Raw genomic sequence first — 18,456 nt, 5'->3', positions numbered from 1 at the left:
AACCCCGGGTAAAGCGCCAAACCGCACGTCCGTACGGTGTCCCCATGGCGTTCGACGTCGCTCGTATCCGTGGGTTGTTTCCCGCGCTGGGTGACGGCTGGATTCACTTCGACGGCGCCGCCGGAATGCTCGTACCTGAACAGGTCGCTTCGGCCGTATCCACGGCCATGCGCGCTCCGGTGTCCGGGCCGGGTGGAGCGTTTCCGGCCTCCCAGCGTGCGGAAAGCATTGTCACGGCCGCTCGCCGGGCGGTCGCCGACCTGGTCGGCGCCGATCCGGCCGGGGTCGTGCTCGGCCCCAACGCGCCCGATCTCATCCGCCGTCTCGTCGACGCGATGGCCGATCGCTGGACGATCGGCGACGAGGTCGTCGTCTCCCGGCTCGACGAGGAGGCCAACCTCGCGCCGTGGCGCCGCGCGGCGAAACGCGTCGGCGCGGTCGTGCGCTGGGGCGAGATCGACATCGAGACCTGCGAGCTGCCCGCCTGGCAGTACGAGAACCTCGTTTCCGCGCGCACCAAGGCCGTCGCGGTGACGCTGGCCTCCGGTTCGGTCGGCACCCGGCCCGATGTCCCGACGGTGATCGAGTTCGCCAAACGGGTCGGCGCGCTGGTGGTCGTCGACGCGACGTACGCGGCGCCGTTCGTGCCGCTCGATCTCAACGAGCTCGGCGCCGACGTGATGGTGGTTTCGGCGCAGGCCTGGGGCGGGCCGTCGGTGGGGGCGCTGGTCTTCCGCGATCCCGAGCTGCTCGAACGCCTGCCGTCGGTGTCGCTCGATCCGGCCGCGCGCGGTCCGGCCCGGATGGAGCTGGGGCCGCACGCGTACCCGTTGCTGGCCGGTCTGATCGCGTCGATCGACTATCTGGCCGGTTTGGACGACGCCGCGATGGGCTCGCGGCGCGAGAAGCTGGTGACGTCGCTGGGTTCGGCGAAGTCGTACCACGCGGGACTTCTGGCGCAGCTGTCCACGGAACTGCGTTCGCTGCGGCACGTCATGGTCATCGGTGACGCCATGCGCAGGATCCCCGCGCTCGCGTTCGCCGTCGCGGGGAAGAAGGCGCCCGAGGTCGCCGAATACCTGGCGTCCCAGGGACTCTGCGCCTTCGCCGACGACGGTACGAGCGGTGTCTTCGGGTCGCTCGGCGCCGCCGAAGTCGGCGGCGCCGTCCGCATCGGACTCGCGCACTACTCGAACGTCTTCGAGGTCAATCAGCTCGTCCGGGTGCTGGAAGAGATCCGTTAGGACTTCGCCGCCAGCAAGACCTTGCCGAAAACCGTGCCTTCTTCGAGCGCGCGGTGCGCGGCGGCGGCTTCGGCCATCGGGACGACCTGTCCGACGATCGGCTTCACCGACCCCTGCGCCACCAACGGCCACAGCCGCTCGCGGACGTCGGCGACGATCGCCGCCTTCTGCTCCAGCGGCCGCGACCGCAGGCCCGCGCCATAGAGGCTCGCGCGTTTGCCCATCACCTTGCCGATGTTGAGCTCGCCCTTGACCCCGCCCTGCATGCCGATGATCACGAGCCTGCCGTCCATGGCCAGCGCGTCGATGTTGCGGCCGAGGTACTTGGCGCCCATGTTGTCGAGGATGACGTTCGCGCCGCCGGTCTCGGCGCGCAGGACCTCGACGAAGTCCTGCTCCTTGTAGTTGATCGCGATGTCGGCGCCGAGCTGGCGGCAGCTCTCCAGCCGGTCTTCGGAGCCCGCTGTCACCGCGACCGTCGCGCCGAGTGCCTTGGCGACCTGGATCGCGTGCGTGCCGATGCCACCCGCGCCGCCGTGGACGAGCAGGACCTCACCCTCGGACAGGCCGGCGTGCATCACCACATTCGCCCAAACCGTGCACGCGACTTCGGGCAGTCCGGCGGCCGCGAGCAATTCGACTTCGGCGGGCAGCGGAAGCAGTTGTCCGGCCGGGACGGCGACCTTTTCCCCATAGCCACCACCGGCGAGCAAAGCACAAACTTCATCGCCGATTCGCCATCCTTCGACGCCTTCGCCGATTTCGGTGATCGTGCCCGAACATTCGAGTCCGATGATTTCGCTCGCCCCCGGCGGAGGCGGATAGTTCCCCTGGCGCTGCAGCAGGTCAGCCCGGTTGACGGCGCTCGCGGCGACCTCGATGACGACTTCGCCTTCAGCGGCCACGGGATCGGGGACCTCGGTCCATTCGAGAACATCGGGATCGCCAGGCTCACGGATGGTGATCGCGTACATACGAACGACCCTATCCCGGTGTCATAAAGTCCGCCGAACGTCGGTTGACCTGTGGCGCAAACCACACAAAGGTGACGCCCATGTCATATTCGCGAAGAAGCATTGTTCCCTCGATCGTGGTGGCGGCCACCGCCGCGCTCACGGTCGGAATGGCTCCCGCTGCGACAGCCGCCACGGGGATCGACGGTCCCGCACTGGCGAAGCAGCTCGTCAACAAGGTGAACGTGAACAACGTCAATCGGCACCTGGTCGCGTTCCAGCGGATCTCGGACGCCACCGGTGGCCGTCGCGCCGCCAGCACCGAGGGCCACAAGAGGTCCGCGGAGTACATCGCCACCAAGCTGGAGCAGGCGGGCTTCGCGGTCACCCGGCAGGAGTTCCCCTTCACCTACGCGGAGACCCTCGCGGAGGAACTGACGGTCGCGGGCGCCGACGTCCCGGTCATCATCATGGCCTACAGCCCGTCGACGCCCGCGGGCGGAATCACCGCGCCGCTCGCGGTGGTCCCGGTCGACGACACCAGCGGCTGCGAGGCGGCCGACTACGCCGGCGGGGTCGCCGGCAAGATCGCGCTGATCCAGCGCGGTGGCTGCTCCTTCGCGCAGAAGCAGGCGACGGCCGCCGAGTCGGGCGCCCTCGGCGCGATCGTCTACAACAACGTCCCTGGCCCGGTCAACGGCACCCTGGGCGACCCGGCCGCGGGCAAGATCCCGACCGGTGGCATCACCCAGGCCGACGGCCAGGCGCTCGCCACCAAGGCCGGCTCCTCGGTCACCCTCGACCTGCGTGCCTTCCAGGAGGAGCGGACCAGCTACAACGTCCTCGCCGAGACCAAGAGCGGCCGCAAGGACAACGTCGTGATGCTCGGCGCCCACCTCGACAGCGTCACCGAGGGCCCCGGCATCAACGACAACGGCACCGGTTCCGCCGCGCTGCTGGAGACCGCGCTGCAGCTGGGCAGCAAACCCAAGGCCAACAACGCCGTCCGCTTCGGCTGGTGGAGCGCCGAGGAGTTCGGGCTCGTCGGCTCGACGCACTACGTCAACTCGCTGACCTTCGAGCAGCAGCTCGACATCGCGCTCTACTACAACTACGACATGATCGGTTCGCCGAACGCGGCGTACTTCGCGTACGACGGTGACAACTCCGACGGTGTCGGCGAGGGCGCGGGCCCGTACGGCTCGGGTCAGCTCGAAAAGACCTTGGTCGACTACCTGCAGCTCGGCAAGGGCGTCCCGGTCGAGGGCACGGACTTCACCGGCCGCTCGGATTACCAGGGCTTCATCCGCGCCGGTATCCCGGCCGGTGGCCTGTTCACCGGTGCCGAAGGCGTGAAGACCGCCGCACAGGCCGCCAAGTGGGGCGGTAGCGCCAACGTTCCTTACGACAAGTGCTACCACCAGGCGTGCGACAACCTCGGCAACGTCGACCGCGTCGCGCTCGAGCGCAACTCGGACGCCGTCGCCTGGGCGCTGGGCGTGTACGCGATCAGCACGGAGAACATCAACGGTGTCTCGGGTGCCAAGGCCACGAAGGTGCAGGCACTGCGCGCGGCCGAGCGGTCGCAGCAGCGAAGCCTGACGGCTTCGGTCCACGCTGACGACCACCACGTCGCCGCCTGATCCACAAGATGCCTCGTGAGTGGTAAGGACGGTTCTAACCGTCCTTACCACTCACGAGGCTTTCAGCCCAGGCTGTTGGTCGCGAAGGTGTCGCACCGTGCCGGCTCGCCGGTCTGGAAGCCGGTGGTGAACCACTTCTTCCGCTGCGCCGAAGTGCCGTGGCTGAACTTCGACTCGTCGACCCGGCCGCCGCCGAGCTTCGACTGGATGTAGTCGTCACCGATCCGCGAAGCGGTGTCCAGCGCGGAGTCGATGTCCCCCTGGCTGACCTCGGTGATCAGCGGCCGCCCGGATTCGGTCGGGGTGGTGGTGGCGTGGTTCGCCCAGACGCCGGCGTAGCAGTCGGCCTGCAGTTCGAGCCGCACCGAGCCGGACGTCGGCCCGCTCCCGGTGCCCTTTTTGGACACTCCGGTGAGGTTCTGTACGTGGTGTCCGTATTCGTGGGCCAGCACGTACGCCTCCGCGAACGGCCCGCCCTGTGCGCCGAACCGGGTGCGGAGTTCGTTGAAGAAGCCGAGGTCGATGTAGACCTCGGAGTCGCCAGGGCAGTAGAACGGCCCGACGTCCGAAGTCGCGTTGCCGCAGGCGGTGTTCACGCCGCCGTTGAAGAAGTTGGTGACGGCCTTGCGGTAGGTCGACCCGGACCGCTGGAACTCCTGCGCCCAGTAGTCCTGGATCGAGTTGATGACGGCGACGATCGCGCAGTCGTGGTTCCGGTTCGCGTCCGCGCCGGTCTTGCACTCCTGCGACAGCGACGTGTTGTCCATCTGCTGCCCGGAGCCCACGCCGCCGAGACTGCCCGAAGACGGGTTCAGGCTCACGCCGCCGAACTGGGAGATGAGGAAGTAGATGACGAGGCCGACCACGCTGAGCCCGCCGCCGCCGAGGGCCACCCGGCCGCCGATACCACCGCCACCACCACCTCCGCGCAGGTCCTCGACCTCGGAGGTGTCCAGTCCCGCGCCTTCGTCGAATCGCACCGGGAAAGCGTAGCCGGAAGACCCCGGATATGCCTGGGTGCGGCCACCGGAGTGGCCGCACCCAGGACTACCGAGGTTGTCTTGTTCCGATCGCCGGTTGGCCGCGATCACCGGGCCGGCGCCGGGCACTGCCGAGGCGGTCGAAGAGGCCGCGAACCCGAAACAGGCCAGAGTGACGCCGAATGCGCGAGAATTGTCGAGCGCATCTTGGGATGCCCGCGCTCATCGCTGTTCTCAGTCGCGACCGACCCGGTCCTTTCCGTTCCGGTCGCGGGGACACAGCAGGCGGTCAACCGCGAGAATCACCCGCCATACCACCACCTGACCCTTCCCGGCTGGGGAGCAGGTCCGGCGATCCTTCGAGGAGATCGCCCGTTACTTGCCCGACCATCCGCTGACAAGCAGAATGCGCCTTTTCGCGCCGAGTCTCAACCTTTTCGTAACCCTCCTTCGGGCGAATGTCCCACCGGGTTTTTCACGGGCCAAAAAGTGACCGGTGGGTATGCGCCTTATGCGATCAACGCTCTACTCTGCGTGGATGGCGGTGAAGCAGAAGGAAGTGCGCTGGCTGTCCGAGTCCGAGATGGTCGCTTGGCGCTCGTACATCGTCGCCACCATGCGGCTGCGGCAGCGCCTGCATCGCGAGCTCTCCGAGCGCCATGGCGTCACCCTCGCCGACTACGAGGTCCTGGTCTGTCTTTCGCTCCAGCCCGACCGGCGGATGCGGATGACGGAGCTGGCGAGCATGCTCGGCTCGACCAAGAGCAGGCTTTCGCACCAGATGGTCCGGCTGGAGGCCGACGGGCTCATCCGCCGCACGCGTGACCCGGCGGACAAACGCGGTGTCGTCGCGGAGATGACGGAACGCGGCGCGGAACTGCTGGAGGGTGCCGCGCCGACGCACGTCGAGGGGGTCCGGGAGCATCTGATCGACCTGCTGAGCCCCGAAGAGCAGCGGGTGCTGGGGCAGGCTTTCGGGCGGGTGCTGGATCACCTGTCGGAGATCGACGGCCTTCCGCGCCTGCCGCCGATCACTTCTTGAGGGCGTTGAGCCGCGCGGCCTGACGGGTCAGGTGCGCGCGCTCGGCCAGGTTGGCCGCCTTGTCGGCCGCCTCGCCGTACCGCCGTCGCCAGGTCGCCGTCGCGCTCGTGCAGGTACGCCGCCACCGCCGCGTACCGGGGCAGCGTGTCGTCCAGTTCCGCGAGCGCGGCCAGGCCCGCGCGCGGTCCGTCCGCCTCGCCGACGGCCACCGCGCGGTTGAGCCGGACGACCGGGCTGCCGGTCAGTCGTGCGAGCTCGTCGTACCACTCGACGATCTGCACCCAGTCGGTCTCCCCGGCGGTGGGCGCGTCGGCGTGGAGCGCCGCGATGGCGGCCTGTTCCTGGAACTCGCCCAGCCGGTCGTGGGCCAGCGCGGCCCGCAGGATCTCGACGCCCTCGGCGATCAGGCGCGTGTCCCATTTGCCGCGGTCCTGTTCGGCGAGCGGCACCAGCTCGCCGCCGGGAGCCGTCCGCGCGGCGCGCCGGGCGTGGTGGAGCAGCATGAGGGCGGGCAGGCCCGCGACCTCGGGATGGTCGATCGAGGCCGAGAGACGGCGGGTGAGCCGGATGGCTTCGGCGGCGAGGTCGACGTCGCCGGAGTAGCCCTCGTTGAACACCAGGTAGAGCACGCGGAGCACGGTGGCGACGTCGCCGGCCTGGTCGAAACGCACTCCGGAGACGGTGCGTTTGGCCCGGCTGATGCGCTGCGCAGGGTGAGGGCGACCGCCGAAGACGGCGTCAGCGACGGGTGGGCGCACAGGAAGTAGAGCTGCAGCGTGTCGTCCACCTCGGGCACAGGACCGGGGGCGGGCTCCTCGTCGACGAGACCCTCGCGCCGGCGACGGGCGGCGTCCGACCGGGCCATGTGGAGGAACTTGCGCCACGCGACGGTGACGAGTCAGCCTTTCGGGTCCTTCGGCCGGTCGCCGGGCCACACGCGGACGGCTTCGATCAGCGCTTCCCTGCCGAGGACGTTCGGTGTGAGGCTTCGGAGCAGGGCCTCGTCCAGCTCGTCATCACTCCGTGATGACGAGCTGCTCGCTCAGGATCGGACGCAGTTCGAGCCACTCGTGGATCGGCTTCCCGCCTGCTCCCGGCCGTAGCTGTCGACGTCGATCACCATGAAGCCGGCGATGAGGTCCTTGGTCTCGGCGAAAGGGCCGTCGGTGACCGGCGGCTCGCCCTCGCCGTCGTACCGGACGAAGGTGCCTTCGGGGGCGAGAGCCTGCTCCTGGACGAACTCGCCGGTCTCCACGAGCCGGGCGGCGAAGTCCTTCATGTAGTTCATATGCGCCGTGATCTCGTCCGGGGCCCAGTGGTCCATCGGCACGTCGTTGACCGCCGCCGGAGCGCCGCGGTAGGGCTTGAGCAGCAGGTACTCGGGCATGCCGGAAGGGTAGTGGCAGTCTGCCGGTTTTTCTTCCTGGTGGTCTATACCTCCGACCTCTAGCGTCCTTGTCGCGTTCCTCCCTCGCGAAAGGAAGAGCCCTTGTCGAAGGCGAAACGGCTGCTGGTCCTGGTCGGTCTCCTCGGTGGTTTGCTCGTCGGTGAGGCCGCGGCCTCCGATAAATTCGCTGCATTCGCGGTTTCCGTGGCCAAGGACCACAGCCATCCGCTGCCACCCGGCGCGGCCCCCGTGGCCCCGCTCGCTCCCGCCGTCGCTCAGGCGCAGGTCGCCGCCAATCCGGTGGTCTGCGAGGGCGACGGGGTTTCCGGCAAACGCGTCGAGCTGGTCTACGTCCGCGAGGCCGGTCAGCCCGACCGGTACGCGACCGTCGTGCCGTCTCTGCGCGCCTACGCGTCCGGGGTCGACGACGCGTTCAACGACAGCGCCGCCGCGACAGGCGGCAGCAGGCACCTCCGGTACGTGACGACCGCGGGCGCGGGCTGCCAGGTCGCCGTCGCGAACCTCGTGGTGCCCGACGGCACGTACCTGTCCGGCGCCATCCGCGACCGCGCCATCCAGGCCGGTTTCTTCAACGCGGACCGCGATTACATGCTGTTCTCCGACAACCCGCACACCTGCGCGGGAACCTGGGGCGACAGCGACGACCAGCCCGGTCCCGCCAACGCCTTCAACAACGGCAGGCACTACACGGAGATCGCCGTCCCCTGCTGGGGTGTCAACGCCGCCGCCCACGAACTGGGCCACATGCTCGGCGCCGTCCTGCCGGGCGCCCCGCACTACCAGGGCGGCGGGCACTGCTCCCAGGAATGGGATCTGATGTGTTACGGCGACACGCAGTCCTTCGACTGCACGGAACGCGATTTCGATCGGCTGCTGGACTGCGGCAACGACGACTACTTCAGCACGAACCCCACGCCGGGCAGCTGGCTCGCGACGCACTGGAACGTCGCGAACAGCGCCTTCCTGATCAAGAAGGACGCCCCCGACAACGACGACGGGCACGCTCGGGGCGGGAAGACCTACGTCATCACCGGTGCGAACGGCGACGCCATCGACGTCGTGGGTTCTTCGACCGGCGGCCTCGCCGACCTCAGTCACCGGCCGCGCAACGACTCCATGAGCCAGAAGTGGATCCTCGGGTACAACACCGGATTGCAGCTGGTCAACGCCAACAGCCAGCTGTGCGCCGACAGTGCGCAGAGCGGGACGGCGCCCGGCACGCCGATCCTCCAGTACAACTGCAACGGCCAGAACGGCATGCGGTGGGCGTTCCAGCCGCTCGGCAACGGCAAGGTGGCGATCTTCAACTACCTGACCGGCTACGCGATCACCGACGGCGGCGCGTACCCGGCGCCGTTGGTCCAGCGGCCCTACACCGGGGCGGCCGACCAGCAGTGGACGCTGAACCCCGTCACCGACCCCGGCCCGAAGGCGGGCAAGAAGTACTACCTGACGGTCGCCACCAACGGCAACAGCGCGGCGGTCGTCGACGGTTCGTCGTCGGCGGGCGCGAAGATCACCAACGTCGCGCGGCAGAACGACAACGGCCAGAAGTGGCGGCTCACCGACGCGGGCGGCGGGTACTGGAAGATCTCCAACGAGCGCAGCGGTCAGTGCCTGCGGCCGGTCTCCGGCAGCACCGCGGAGGGCGCGCTCCTGGAACAGACGCACTGCGGCTCGGCCACCGACCAGCAGTGGAAGCTGCTCCGCAGCGCCGACATGCGCTACGGACTGGTGAACCGGGCGAGCAAGCTGGCGGTGCGGCAGGTCAACAACGGGACGGCTTCGCTGCTGGAGCAGCGGCCCTTCCACGGCGGCCGCGGCGACGAGACCATCTGGGCTCTCGTACCCGCGTAAACGCGACGCTCCCCAGGTCTGTGGACCTGGGGAGCGTCGGTTTCAAGACTGGCGGTAGCGGTGGGATTCGAACCCACGGAGGACAGAGCCCTCGCATGTTTTCAAGACATGTTCCTTCGGCCGCTCGGACACGCTACCGCTGTCGAGGGTATCCGACGGCTTGTACTCGGAATGCTTCGGATCCAGTCGAAGCGCGGCTTTCCGTTGGACTAGTCGAAGTCCCAGTCGGTCAGGATCCCCACGAAGATGAAGCCCGCCAAGAGCAGGACGACGATGGCGACGCCGATGTAGCCGATGATGATCGCCGCGAGCGCCATTCCCTGGCCGCCGGCTTCCCCGCGTTTGGCCTTGGAATGCGCGATATGCCCCATGATGACGCCCGCGATCGACGGCAGCCCGCTGCAGGCGACCAGGCTGGCGATCGACACGACGAGTGCCGCGATGGCCAGGCCCTGTTCCTGCGGCGGTTGCGGCGGGCCGTACCCATAGCCCGGTTGCTGGTACGGCTGCCCGTACGGGGGTTGCTGGCCGTAGGGCTGCTGGTGACCGTAGGGGTCTTGCGGGTATGTCACCCGCTCACCGTAACCGCCGGAGTTCAGGAAGCTTGGCTCTTCGCGGCCTTCGCCGCGATTCGCGCCTGGACTTCGGGGCGGCGCAACGGTGGCACCGTCGTCGGCGGCTGACGGCGTGCGGGCAGTTCGGCCAGCAGCCGCCGGGTGATCTCGGTGACCTCGGCGACGGCGGCCTCGAAGGGCTCGCGGGTGGCGTCGGACAGGCTCTGCACCCCGGACACCTTGCGGACGTACTGGCGGGCGGCGGCCTCGATCTCGTCCGGCGTCGCCGCCGGCTCAAGCCCTCGAAGCGTCGTGATGTTCCGGCACATGGCCCGATGGTACGTCCGCCCACCGACGTTTCCGAGTGCTTCGATCACACAGTCGGTTAGAAGCTGCCCTGGTTCGTTGACGCCGAAAAACGCGGTTGGGCACCCTCGGCGGAGTGCCCCTCAGACCCCGCTCTCTTCGCCGTGCGCCCGTCGAGCCGATCCCCGAACCGGCCGAACCCTCCCCGATTCCGGAACAGGTCTGGCAGCGTGTCCCGATCGACGCCCTGATCGACCTGGTCACCGAGGTCTTCACCGCGCACGATCTGCCGTGGTCGCGCGCCAGGATGGCCGCCGAGGCGTTGTGCCATGGCGATCTCACCGGAACGCCGGAGTCCGGCGTCGCCGAGCTGACCCGGCTGCACCTGCCGATGCTGGTCGACGGCACGGTGCGGCCGAGGGCCGAACCGCTGATGATCGCCGACCGCGGCGCCGCGGCCCTGATCGACTACCGCCGCGCGCCCGGGCTGTGGGCCGTCGGCGACGCGATGGACCGGGCGGTGTCCCGGGCGGGCCGATACGGCGTCGGGCTCATGTCGGTCCGCGGCGTCGGTCCGTTCGGCCGTGCCGGGCACCATGCGGCGAGGGCGTTGCCGCACACCATGATCGGGCTCGTCATGGCGGCGGGCGGTGAGCTCGGGAAGGCCGCGAACCCGCTCGGGATGGCCGCCCCCGCGGGCGCGTACCCGGAGTTCGTCCTCGACCTCGACACCCTGGCGGATGTCGACAGCGCCGCCGTCGCCGGCTTCGCCCTGCTGGTGGAGATCTTCGCCGGGGTGCTTTCGGGCGTCGGCGACCACGATCACGACACCGGCCTGATGGTGATGGCCATCGCGCCGACGACGCTCCGCAGCGCCGACGGGTTCTACAGAGCCGCCAGCGCGCTGTTCGGCAGCCTGCTCGGCTGGGAGGGCGGCACGCCGGTCCGCTACCCGGGCTGGCGCGAGGCGCAGTACCTCGAACAGTGCCAGGCGCTGGGTGTCCCGCTGAACGAGCCGGTGCACCGCGAGCTCGAAGAACTCGCGAGGGCGTTGCGCCTGGCTCCGCTGCAGGGCCGCTAGTTTCGCGTGATCAGACGGACGACACGGCGATCGAGGGCACGCGCAGCTAGCCCAGGACGACGCGGCCGCCTTCGCCGCCGACCTTCACGACGTCGCCGTTCGTCAGCTGACGGCCGCGCCGGACCTCCACCTCGCCGTTGACCGTGACCTCTTCGGCGTCGAGGAGGTCTTTGGCGTGCGAGCCGTCTTCGGCCAGGTTGGCCAGTTTGAGGAACTGACCGAGGCGGATCGGCTCGCCGGTGATCGGGACGTCGTGGATGCTCATGGGGAGATCATCCCCGTGCGTCCATTTTCCGGTACAAGGTGGCGACGTCGGTGTCGAAGTAGCTGCTGTAGGACGTGTCCGGATCGTCCCCGCCGTACAGGTAGCCGCCGATCACGCCGACGACGGTGCCGAGTTCGGTCGCCGGGTCGGCGCCGACCACCCACGGGCCGCCGCTGGTACCGGTCGTGAAGCCGGGGCACGCGACGCGCATCTGGTAGGTGTCGGCCTGTGCGCTGGAGCCGTGGCAGACGACCGGCGCCTCTCGTTCGTCGGGATAACCGGTCAGGGTGATCGCATGGGCGAAGCCGCCGCCGGTCAGCAGCGTGTTGGCGCCTGTGATGCTTTCGAGGGGCTTCGTGGTGCCCGCCTGGTGGGCGGTCGCGAAGCCGACGTCGAGGTCCGGATCGGAGGACTCGGCCCAGCCGTCGGGAACCTGCGGATCCGAGACGTCCCAATAGCCGTAGGGCGCGACACCGTCGTGATAGCCGGGCGCGAACGAGATCCCCGTCGCGTACTGGCCGCCTTCGCCGTCGTGGAGGCAATGCGCCGCCGTGAGCAGGAGGTCGCCGGGGGCGCTGTGGACGACGCTGGCCGTGCAGAAATGCGTTCCGTCGACGAAGAGCGCGCCGATCGCCGGATTGGTCCGCGGCGCGGCGGGCGTGGCCGCCACCGTCGCGCCGGCGCCGTCGCCTTCGGTCGCGGCAGGATCCGGCACGGCGGAGCAACCGGACAGAACGACACAGAGCACGAGCAACAGGGCGCGGCGCATCGCCTTCCTTTCGCTCGTCCACGGCCGTCCGGGTTCCAGATCACCATAAGTGGTATGCGAACACAGCCCGAATCGATCAACGCACAGCAAGCTCACAGCCGTAGTATGTGTTACCTCCGGTAACAGTCGAGCGGGTTGGAGCGGGTATGAAGTCGTTCACGGACAAGGTCGTGGTGATCACGGGCGCGGGCTCGGGGATCGGCAAGGCGCTCGCGATCGAACTGGCGGGGCGGGGCGCCAGGCTGGCGCTCTCCGATGTCGACGCCGTCCGTGCGGCGGGCACCGTGGCGGAGTGCGAGAAGGCCGGCGCGACCGCGAAGGCGTACGCACTCGACGTCGCCGATCGTGACGCCGTCCTCGCGCACGCCGAGGAGGTCGCCGTCGATTTCGGGGGCGCCAACGTCGTGGTGAACAACGCCGGGGTCGCGCTCGGGGCCACGGTCGAGGAAATGACCTGGGACGACTACGACTGGCTGATGGGGATCAATCTCGGCGGCGTGGTCAACGGCACGAAAGCCTTTCTGCCGCAGGTGATCGCTTCGGGTGACGGGCATATCGTCAACCTTTCGAGCGTGTTCGGCTTCATCGGCGTGCCCACGCAGAGCGCTTACAACGCGGCGAAATTCGGGGTGCGGGGGTTCACCGAGGCGCTGCGGCAGGAAATGTTGATCGCCCGGCATCCGGTCAAGGTCAGCTGCGTGCATCCCGGTGGCATCAAGACGAATATCGCCCGTGACGCGCGGGGCGGCGTCGAGCGGGACATCGACAAAGCCGCCGAAGGATTCGAAAAGATCGCGAGGACGACGCCGGAGAAGGCCGCGCAGACCATCGTGCGCGGTATCGAACGGGGGACGGCGCGCATCCTGATCGGTCCGGACGCGTACGCCATCGACGTGATTCCCCGCGTGCTCGGCTCCTTTTACCAGCGGCCGCTCGCCCTGTTGGGGCGCTTGGGAATGAAACGGCTCTGAATGGAGTAACCCTCCGTGGTCCGGACGGCTCGGGATAACTCGATCGGGGTGCGTTACTTACGGCGGCGTCGGAAATGCACCACAATGCTCAAGTTCGTGATTCCGCTTCCGGAGGTCCCCATGCCGCGCGCCGCCCAGCGCCGTCCGTCGACCGACGCTTTCTCGGCGCCTGTCGAAACCGTCGAACTCCTGGACCGGACGGGGATCATCGCGGCGAGCCTGCCGAAGCGGCGGCGCAGCCCGGAGAACGAACCCGAGCCAGAGCCGATGCCGGTGCGTCCCCCGGTCTGCGAACCGGTCGTGGACAAGGATCTGCGGCCCAAGGCCGTCGTCATCCACCGTCGCGCCCGCTCGTGGCTGGTCGGCGGGGCGGGGGTGGCGCTGCTCGCGATCGGCTGGTTCGCCGGCACCTTCACCGTCGAGCCGGTCGACGACACCGCCTTGCCCGAGCAGCCGCTGCCCGCCGTGGCGACGCAGCAGGCGCCGCCGCCCGCGCAGCCCGCGCCGCAGGCCGCCCCGGTGACCGTCTACGTCCCGGTCACCGTGAAACAGCAAGCGCCCGTGACGAAGAAGAAGCCCGCCAAGGAGCAGGTCGTCGCCCTGCCGCCCGCCGAGACCAAACCGCCGGAGCAGCCGCGTTCCGACATCGGATCGCGGGACAAGGCGGCGGACGGTCTCCGGAGCATGATGGATCCCGTCGTGGCGAGTTCTCTGGCGATGGAGATGGCGCAGGGGATGATGAGTTACGGCCGCTGACCCGTCAGCGCGGCGGCCAGCGCGGAGCCCTCGCGGGGGTCGCCGTGCACGAGTTCGGTGCGGTGCACCACGCGCGGCGAGGACAAGGAAAGTGTGCTCACGCCGGTGAGCACGTCCGCCGGGAGCAGCGCCAGTCCCTGACCGGCGGCGACCAGGCCGAGCAGCCCGCGGACGTCGGTCCCGGTGTACCGCAGCCGACCGCGGAACCCGTCGGTCGAGGCGGCCTTCCTCAAGCGCTCCAAGGGAATCGCGGTGTCCGGTGCGTCGATCCAGCCCGCGTCGGCGAGTTCGGCCAGCCGGACGGTCCGTCCCGTCATCGGATGGTCGGCGGGTACCGCGACCGCGAGCGGGCGTTCGCCGACGACGGTGGTGCTGAGCGGGCCGACGTCCGGCAGCGGCAGCGGATCGCTCGGCGCGGTCATCCCGTCGACGAGACCGAGGTCCAGTGCGCCCGCCGCGACCTCAGTCAGCACGTCTTCGCGGCCCAGGACGCGCACGTCGGTGCCGCGCGGCACGGCGGCGGCGACTTCGGCGGTGAGCGACAGCGGGGTCAGCCCGAGGACGACCCGGCCGGTGGGCGCCGCGGTGAGCCTGGCGAGATCCGCGCGGGCGGCGTCGAGCCGCGTCAGCAACGGGCCGGCGTGTTCGAGGAGACGTTCCCCGGCACGGGTCGGCGCGACGGGCCGCCGGGTCAGCAGTGTGGTGCCGAGATCCTGTTCGAGCGTGGCGATGTGCTGGGAAATCGCGGACTGCGTGTAGCCGAGGTCGCGGGCGGCGCGCGAGAACGAGCCGCCGCGCGCCACCGCCACGAAGGTGCGGAGCAAGTGGGTCTCCATGGTCATCAGTATCGCTTATCGATCCAGCATGGATCATCGTTGGCGCTGAACTCGGTTCGCGGGTCAGGATGGTCGCATGACAGAGAAAGCCCGGGTCGCCCTGGTCGGTGACCGTTCGGACGGCGTCCGCTCCCACGTCCGGATCCCGATGCTCTTCGCCCGTCTCGCCGAGCGTGACGGCATCGAACTCGACGCCTACTGGCTCCCGACGGACGCCGTCGGCGACCTCGCCGGTTTCGACGGCGTCTGGCTGGTGCCCGGCAGCCCCTACCGGTCCGAAGCCGGCGCGGTGGACGCCGTGCGCGCCGCCCGCGAGAACGGCATCCCGTTCCTCGGCACCTGCGCCGGCTTCCAGCACGCGCTGCTGGAATTCGCGCGGAACGTCTGCGGTCTCGGCGGGATCGGGCACGCGGAGAACGCGCCGGAGCCGGCCGAGCGGCTGATCGTCCCGCTGGCGTGTTCGCTCGTCGGGCACGAGGGTGCCGTCCACGTCACGCCGGACACCCTGGCGGCGCGGATCCTCAGGGCGGAACGTTCCGTTGAGCGGTACCACTGTTCGTACGGCCTCGACGCCCGGCATCTGGACACCTTGGCGGCGAACGGGGTTGTCTTCAGTGGATTCGACGGCGAGGGCGACGCGCGGATCGCGGAAATTCCGGAGCATCCGTTCTTCCTGGCGACGCTGTTCCAGCCGGAACTCGCCGGTGACGGAACCCGGCCGCATCCGCTCGTCCAGGCCTTCGCCCGCGCCGCCGTGGAACACGCGAAACTGTCTGTCCATAGTGGACACTGACGGACGTCGTGGTCCGGATGGCCGCTGACACTGCGGAAGTGATCGACTACCGTGAGCCAAGGGGAGGGGCTCATGGAGAAGGGGGATTCCGCTCGGAGCACCGCGTTCAAGGCCGCTTTCGCGGTCGGCGAGTTCCGTGCGTTGTGGGCGGCCGAGGGGCTTTCGCAGGCCGGTGACCAGCTGGCAAGGGTCGCGTTGTCGGTGCTGGTCTGGGAAAGAACGGCGTCGGCGGGGCTGACCGGGCTCACCTACGGCCTGACGTACCTGCCGACGCTGATCGGGGGCACCCTGTTCGCCGGTTTGGCGGACCGGTATCCGCGGCGGACGGTGATGATCGTCTGCGACCTGCTGCGCGCGGTGATCGCGGCGCTGATGGCCGTACCGGGAATGCCGCTCTCGGTGCTGGCCGGACTGCTCGTGATCCTGACGATGGCGGGCGGTCCCTTCCGGGCGGCGCAGCTCGCGTTGCTTCCGGACGTCCTCGAAGGCGACCGGTACGTCGCCGGGCTCGCGGTCCGCACGATCACCATCCAAACGGCACAGCTCGCCGGATTCGGTGGTGGCGGGCTGGTGATCGGGTTCGTGACGCCCTACTGGGGCCTGGTGATCGACGCGGTGACCTTTGTGGTCTCTGCGCTGCTGGTGTCCACAGGGGTTCGCCGCCGGAAGCCCGTCGCCACGGAATCTTCGGTGAAAAGCCGGGTGGCACGGGCTTTCAGTGGTGAAGGTGCCCGAGAACTGTGGCAGGGCAAGGGAATCCGGGTGCTCTTCGGGCTGAAGATGCTCGCCGGGTTCGCCATCGCGCCGGAAGGGCTCGCGGCGCCGCTCGCAGTCGGTCTCGGGGCGGGGACTTTCGCGGTCGGGCTTATTCTCGCGGCTGATCCGGTGGGTTCGGTAATCGGGTCGTGGATCTTCACGAAATGGGTTCCGGCGCGACGGAAAACGCGAATTGTCGGCATTCTCGCCATCGCATCTGTCGTTCCTTTGGTCTTTCTCTTCTTTCGCCCGTCGCTGCCGGTGTGCCTGGGGTTGATCGGGCTCAGCGGCGCCTTCGCGGCGCCGTACCACCTGCAGGCCGTCGCGTTGATGGCCCGCGCGGTGCCCGACGGTGTCCGGGCACAGGTGATGGGCCTGACCTCGACGAGTTTGGTTACCGTGCAAGGAATCGGGATCATGCTCGCGGGCGGTCTCGCCCAGTTGACCGGTCCGTTCGTGGCCGTCGGGGTGGCCGCGACGGTGGCCGTGGCCTCGGCGGGGCCGATGGCGATGGCCTGGAAACGCGCCATCGCCACCGGACCCGATGTGTGGCTCCCTGCCGGGAGCCGGACCGGCTGAATTGGTGGGATCAGTCCTCGCGACCGTTCATGATGGTCCTCCCTCCCACTGCTCCATCTGTGTGTTCCGGAATTGACTCGAGCCACCCTCAGTACTACCTCGGATACATTGAATTATGTACGGAAGGGGGACCGGTGACGATGATTATGGGGGATACGGAACTCGCCGGAGAAGGGGCCGGTACACGTCTGAGAGCCTGGGTCCGGCACTGGGACTTGTGGTCCGGACCACGCGGTGTTCCCGCGGTTTTTCTTGTGGTGGAAGGACTCGCGGCGGCAGTCGCCGTAATCGCCCTGCTCCGATCGAACTACGAGACTACGGAATTCGTCCGATTTGGATCACTGCTCGGCCTCGCCATCCTGCAGGCCGAGCTTTCGCGTTCGGTGGAACGGTTACGGCGCACGCTTTGTGACCGGCCGCATATCAACATGACTTCGGTGTGGACGTTCGCGGGGGTGCTCGTCCTGCCGCAGGGGCTCGCGCTGGCCCTCGGACTGCTCATCTACCTGCATCTTTGGCTCCGGGTGTGGCGGGGGATGAGCCACCGCCCGGCGTACCGCGTGGTGTACTGCGCGGCGGCCATCGTGATCTCCTGCCTGGCGTCGGGCGCCATCGTCTCCGGGTGGAACGGCCTGCCCGTCGGGTTCGCCGGCTCGCTGAAGATCGTCGAGGCGGCGGCCGTGTTCACCGTGGTCAACGCCTTCATCGTGGCGCTCTCGGTGTACCTGCACACCGGGGCAAGGGCCCCGCGTGCGCTGTTCGGCACGGGCGACGACAACCTGCTGGAGATCACCACCCTGGTGCTCGGCACCTCGACCGCGCTGGGCATCGTGCACGCGCCGGCGCTCGTCCCGTTCGTTCTGCTGCCGGTGCTGGTGCTGCACCGCAGTGTGCTGGTGCGGCAGCTGGAGATCGCGGCGAACATCGACGGCAAGACCGGCGTCCTGAACGCGCACGCGTGGCACGCGCTGAGCGAGCGGGAACTCACGTCGGCGGCCAGGGCGAAGAGCAAACTCGGCGTGCTGATGCTCGATCTCGACCATTTCAAGCAGGTCAACGACGTCTACGGGCATCTCGCCGGCGACGTCGTGCTCAAGGCCGTCGCGAAGACGATCTCCGAGCACGTACGCGACTACGACTCCGTCGGCCGCTTCGGTGGCGAGGAGTTCGTCGTGCTGCTTCCCGGCGCGACGGAGACCGACGTGCTCCCCGTGGCCGAGCGCGTGCGGCGGGCGGTGATGGCGCTCGAGGTCGAGGTCGCGACCGCTTCGGGGCCGCGCGTCGTGCGGGGGCTTTCGGTGTCGATCGGCGCCGCGGTCTACCCGTCCGGCGGGACCGTGCTGGAACGGCTGCTGCACGTCGCCGACTCCGCGCTCTACCAGGCGAAGAACAGCGGGCGGAACCGCGTCGTCGCGCTCGCCGCCGCCTGACGACCCGCATTCAGTCCTCTGGATGCGGTCCTTGCGCGTGCAACTACCTTCTTCGTCGGCTTCGAGGGCTGACACGAGGAAATCGACAACGCCCTAAATGTCTGTCTGATGCCTATATGCGCGATTTGCCGGGTAAGGCACTGTCCATAAAGGACGCTAGTGGAGATCAAGATGTCCGATTTAGGTGCTTTGCGCGGCTTTGGGGTCGGGTCGTGAGTGATAAAGAGGGTTCT

Annotated in this window: 17 protein-coding genes, 1 tRNA gene and 2 pseudogenes; 10 read left to right on the top strand and 10 right to left on the bottom strand. The window is 68.8% G+C overall.

Annotated elements, in window-relative coordinates:
* Positions 1-44 precede the first annotated feature (44 nt).
* A complete protein-coding gene (locus AC069I_RS04830) occupies positions 45-1,244 on the top strand; it encodes a cysteine desulfurase-like protein (RefSeq protein WP_340685860.1) in 1,200 nt (399 codons plus the stop codon).
* On the opposite strand, the gene AC069I_RS04825 is transcribed toward AC069I_RS04830, so the two are convergent.
* Entirely contained in the window at positions 1,241-2,218 is a 978-nt protein-coding gene (locus AC069I_RS04825) for an NAD(P)H-quinone oxidoreductase (RefSeq protein ID WP_478264863.1), read from the bottom strand. The genes AC069I_RS04830 and AC069I_RS04825 overlap by 4 nt on opposite strands.
* Positions 2,219-2,298: 80 nt before the next feature.
* Here AC069I_RS04825 and AC069I_RS04820 point away from each other — a divergent pair, with 80 nt between their 5' ends.
* A complete protein-coding gene (locus tag AC069I_RS04820; protein WP_478223708.1) occupies positions 2,299-3,840 on the top strand; it encodes a M28 family peptidase in 1,542 nt (513 codons plus the stop codon).
* 62 nt (positions 3,841-3,902) lie between these two features.
* Here the strand turns inward: AC069I_RS04820 and ypfJ are convergent, their stop codons facing one another.
* Positions 3,903-4,820, bottom strand: a complete 918-nt coding sequence (ypfJ, locus tag AC069I_RS04815) for a KPN_02809 family neutral zinc metallopeptidase (RefSeq protein WP_478223707.1) — start codon at positions 4,818-4,820, stop codon at positions 3,903-3,905.
* 538 nt (positions 4,821-5,358) lie between these two features.
* On the opposite strand from ypfJ, the gene AC069I_RS04810 reads away from it, so the two are divergent.
* A complete protein-coding gene (locus tag AC069I_RS04810; protein WP_478231217.1) occupies positions 5,359-5,862 on the top strand; it encodes a MarR family winged helix-turn-helix transcriptional regulator in 504 nt (167 codons plus the stop codon).
* Here the strand turns inward: AC069I_RS04810 and AC069I_RS04805 are convergent.
* Positions 5,852-6,871, bottom strand: a pseudogene (locus AC069I_RS04805) (RNA polymerase sigma factor). The gene AC069I_RS04810 and the pseudogene AC069I_RS04805 sit on opposite strands and share 11 nt — an antisense overlap.
* A gap of 7 nt (positions 6,872-6,878) precedes the next feature.
* A pseudogene (locus tag AC069I_RS04800) lies at positions 6,879-7,249 on the bottom strand (YciI family protein).
* Positions 7,250-7,351: 102 nt separating this feature from the next.
* Here AC069I_RS04800 and AC069I_RS04795 point away from each other — a divergent pair.
* Complete coding sequence (locus AC069I_RS04795; RefSeq protein ID WP_478223705.1) at positions 7,352-9,127, top strand: RICIN domain-containing protein; 1,776 nt, start codon at positions 7,352-7,354, stop codon at positions 9,125-9,127.
* 49 nt (positions 9,128-9,176) lie between these two features.
* On the opposite strand, the gene AC069I_RS04790 is transcribed toward AC069I_RS04795, so the two are convergent.
* The 3 genes from AC069I_RS04790 to AC069I_RS04780 form a co-directional block, all read right to left on the bottom strand.
* Positions 9,177-9,265, bottom strand: a tRNA-Ser gene (locus tag AC069I_RS04790).
* 71 nt (positions 9,266-9,336) lie between these two features.
* Positions 9,337-9,699: a DUF4190 domain-containing protein gene (locus AC069I_RS04785; RefSeq protein WP_340686671.1), complete on the bottom strand. Its 363-nt coding sequence runs from the start codon at positions 9,697-9,699 to the stop codon at positions 9,337-9,339.
* Positions 9,700-9,722: 23 nt separating this feature from the next.
* Positions 9,723-10,010, bottom strand: a complete 288-nt coding sequence (locus tag AC069I_RS04780; protein WP_478223704.1) for a DUF2277 domain-containing protein — start codon at positions 10,008-10,010, stop codon at positions 9,723-9,725.
* A gap of 113 nt (positions 10,011-10,123) precedes the next feature.
* Here AC069I_RS04780 and AC069I_RS04775 point away from each other — a divergent pair, with 113 nt between their 5' ends.
* Complete coding sequence (locus AC069I_RS04775) at positions 10,124-11,068, top strand: Ldh family oxidoreductase (RefSeq protein ID WP_478264862.1); 945 nt, start codon at positions 10,124-10,126, stop codon at positions 11,066-11,068.
* 46 nt (positions 11,069-11,114) lie between these two features.
* On the opposite strand, the gene AC069I_RS04770 is transcribed toward AC069I_RS04775, so the two are convergent.
* Together AC069I_RS04770 and AC069I_RS04765 are read right to left on the bottom strand one after the other, a co-directional pair.
* Positions 11,115-11,333 carry an RNA-binding S4 domain-containing protein gene (locus AC069I_RS04770; RefSeq protein WP_478223703.1) on the bottom strand — a complete coding sequence of 73 codons (219 nt, stop codon included), beginning with the start codon at positions 11,331-11,333 and terminating at the stop codon, positions 11,115-11,117.
* 7 nt (positions 11,334-11,340) lie between these two features.
* Positions 11,341-12,102, bottom strand: a complete 762-nt coding sequence (locus AC069I_RS04765) for a trypsin-like serine peptidase (protein WP_478264861.1) — start codon at positions 12,100-12,102, stop codon at positions 11,341-11,343.
* Between the two features lie 146 nt (positions 12,103-12,248).
* On the opposite strand from AC069I_RS04765, the gene AC069I_RS04760 reads away from it, so the two are divergent.
* Positions 12,249-13,073 (top strand): SDR family NAD(P)-dependent oxidoreductase, encoded by an 825-nt coding sequence (locus AC069I_RS04760; protein WP_340686675.1) that lies wholly within the window; start codon positions 12,249-12,251, stop codon positions 13,071-13,073.
* 96 nt (positions 13,074-13,169) lie between these two features.
* Positions 13,170-13,829, top strand: coding sequence for a hypothetical protein (locus AC069I_RS04755; RefSeq protein ID WP_478223701.1), 660 nt, complete (start codon positions 13,170-13,172; stop codon positions 13,827-13,829).
* Here AC069I_RS04755 and AC069I_RS04750 read toward each other — a convergent pair.
* The gene (locus tag AC069I_RS04750) at positions 13,817-14,665 is read right to left on the bottom strand and encodes a LysR family transcriptional regulator (protein ID WP_340686677.1); all 849 of its coding nucleotides are present in this window, start codon (positions 14,663-14,665) and stop codon (positions 13,817-13,819) included. The two genes, AC069I_RS04755 and AC069I_RS04750, sit on opposite strands and share 13 nt — an antisense overlap.
* 76 nt (positions 14,666-14,741) lie before the next feature.
* Here AC069I_RS04750 and AC069I_RS04745 point away from each other — a divergent pair, with 76 nt between their 5' ends.
* The 3 genes from AC069I_RS04745 to AC069I_RS04735 all read left to right on the top strand — a co-directional run bounded on the left by AC069I_RS04745 (position 14,742) and on the right by AC069I_RS04735 (position 18,223).
* A complete protein-coding gene (locus AC069I_RS04745; RefSeq protein WP_478264860.1) occupies positions 14,742-15,458 on the top strand; it encodes a CTP synthase C-terminal region-related (seleno)protein in 717 nt (238 codons plus the stop codon).
* A 72-nt stretch (positions 15,459-15,530) separates the two neighbouring features.
* Complete coding sequence (locus tag AC069I_RS04740; protein ID WP_478223699.1) at positions 15,531-16,793, top strand: MFS transporter; 1,263 nt, start codon at positions 15,531-15,533, stop codon at positions 16,791-16,793.
* A gap of 254 nt (positions 16,794-17,047) precedes the next feature.
* The gene (locus tag AC069I_RS04735; protein WP_478223698.1) at positions 17,048-18,223 is read left to right on the top strand and encodes a GGDEF domain-containing protein; all 1,176 of its coding nucleotides are present in this window, start codon (positions 17,048-17,050) and stop codon (positions 18,221-18,223) included.
* Positions 18,224-18,456 lie beyond the last annotated feature (233 nt).

It is taken from the genome of Amycolatopsis sp. NPDC043885 (assembly GCF_056435685.1).
This window is presented reverse-complemented; position numbering and strand designations above follow the sequence as displayed.

Excerpts from the sequence above, each read along its gene's own strand:
- AC069I_RS04770 (WP_478223703.1), bottom strand. The coding sequence starts at position 11,333 with ATGAGCATCCACGACGTCCCGATCACCGGCGAGCCGATCCGCCTCGGT.
- AC069I_RS04765 (WP_478264861.1), bottom strand. The coding sequence starts at position 12,102 with ATGCGCCGCGCCCTGTTGCTCGTGCTCTGTGTCGTTCTGTCCGGTTGC.
- AC069I_RS04780 (WP_478223704.1), bottom strand. The coding sequence starts at position 10,010 with ATGTGCCGGAACATCACGACGCTTCGAGGGCTTGAGCCGGCGGCGACG.
- AC069I_RS04750 (WP_340686677.1), bottom strand. The coding sequence starts at position 14,665 with ATGGAGACCCACTTGCTCCGCACCTTCGTGGCGGTGGCGCGCGGCGGC.
- AC069I_RS04825 (WP_478264863.1), bottom strand. The coding sequence starts at position 2,218 with ATGTACGCGATCACCATCCGTGAGCCTGGCGATCCCGATGTTCTCGAA.
- AC069I_RS04760 (WP_340686675.1), top strand. The coding sequence starts at position 12,249 with ATGAAGTCGTTCACGGACAAGGTCGTGGTGATCACGGGCGCGGGCTCG.
- AC069I_RS04740 (WP_478223699.1), top strand. The coding sequence starts at position 15,531 with ATGGAGAAGGGGGATTCCGCTCGGAGCACCGCGTTCAAGGCCGCTTTC.
- AC069I_RS04810 (WP_478231217.1), top strand. The coding sequence starts at position 5,359 with ATGGCGGTGAAGCAGAAGGAAGTGCGCTGGCTGTCCGAGTCCGAGATG.
- AC069I_RS04820 (WP_478223708.1), top strand. The coding sequence starts at position 2,299 with ATGTCATATTCGCGAAGAAGCATTGTTCCCTCGATCGTGGTGGCGGCC.
- AC069I_RS04830 (WP_340685860.1), top strand. The coding sequence starts at position 45 with ATGGCGTTCGACGTCGCTCGTATCCGTGGGTTGTTTCCCGCGCTGGGT.
- AC069I_RS04745 (WP_478264860.1), top strand. The coding sequence starts at position 14,742 with ATGACAGAGAAAGCCCGGGTCGCCCTGGTCGGTGACCGTTCGGACGGC.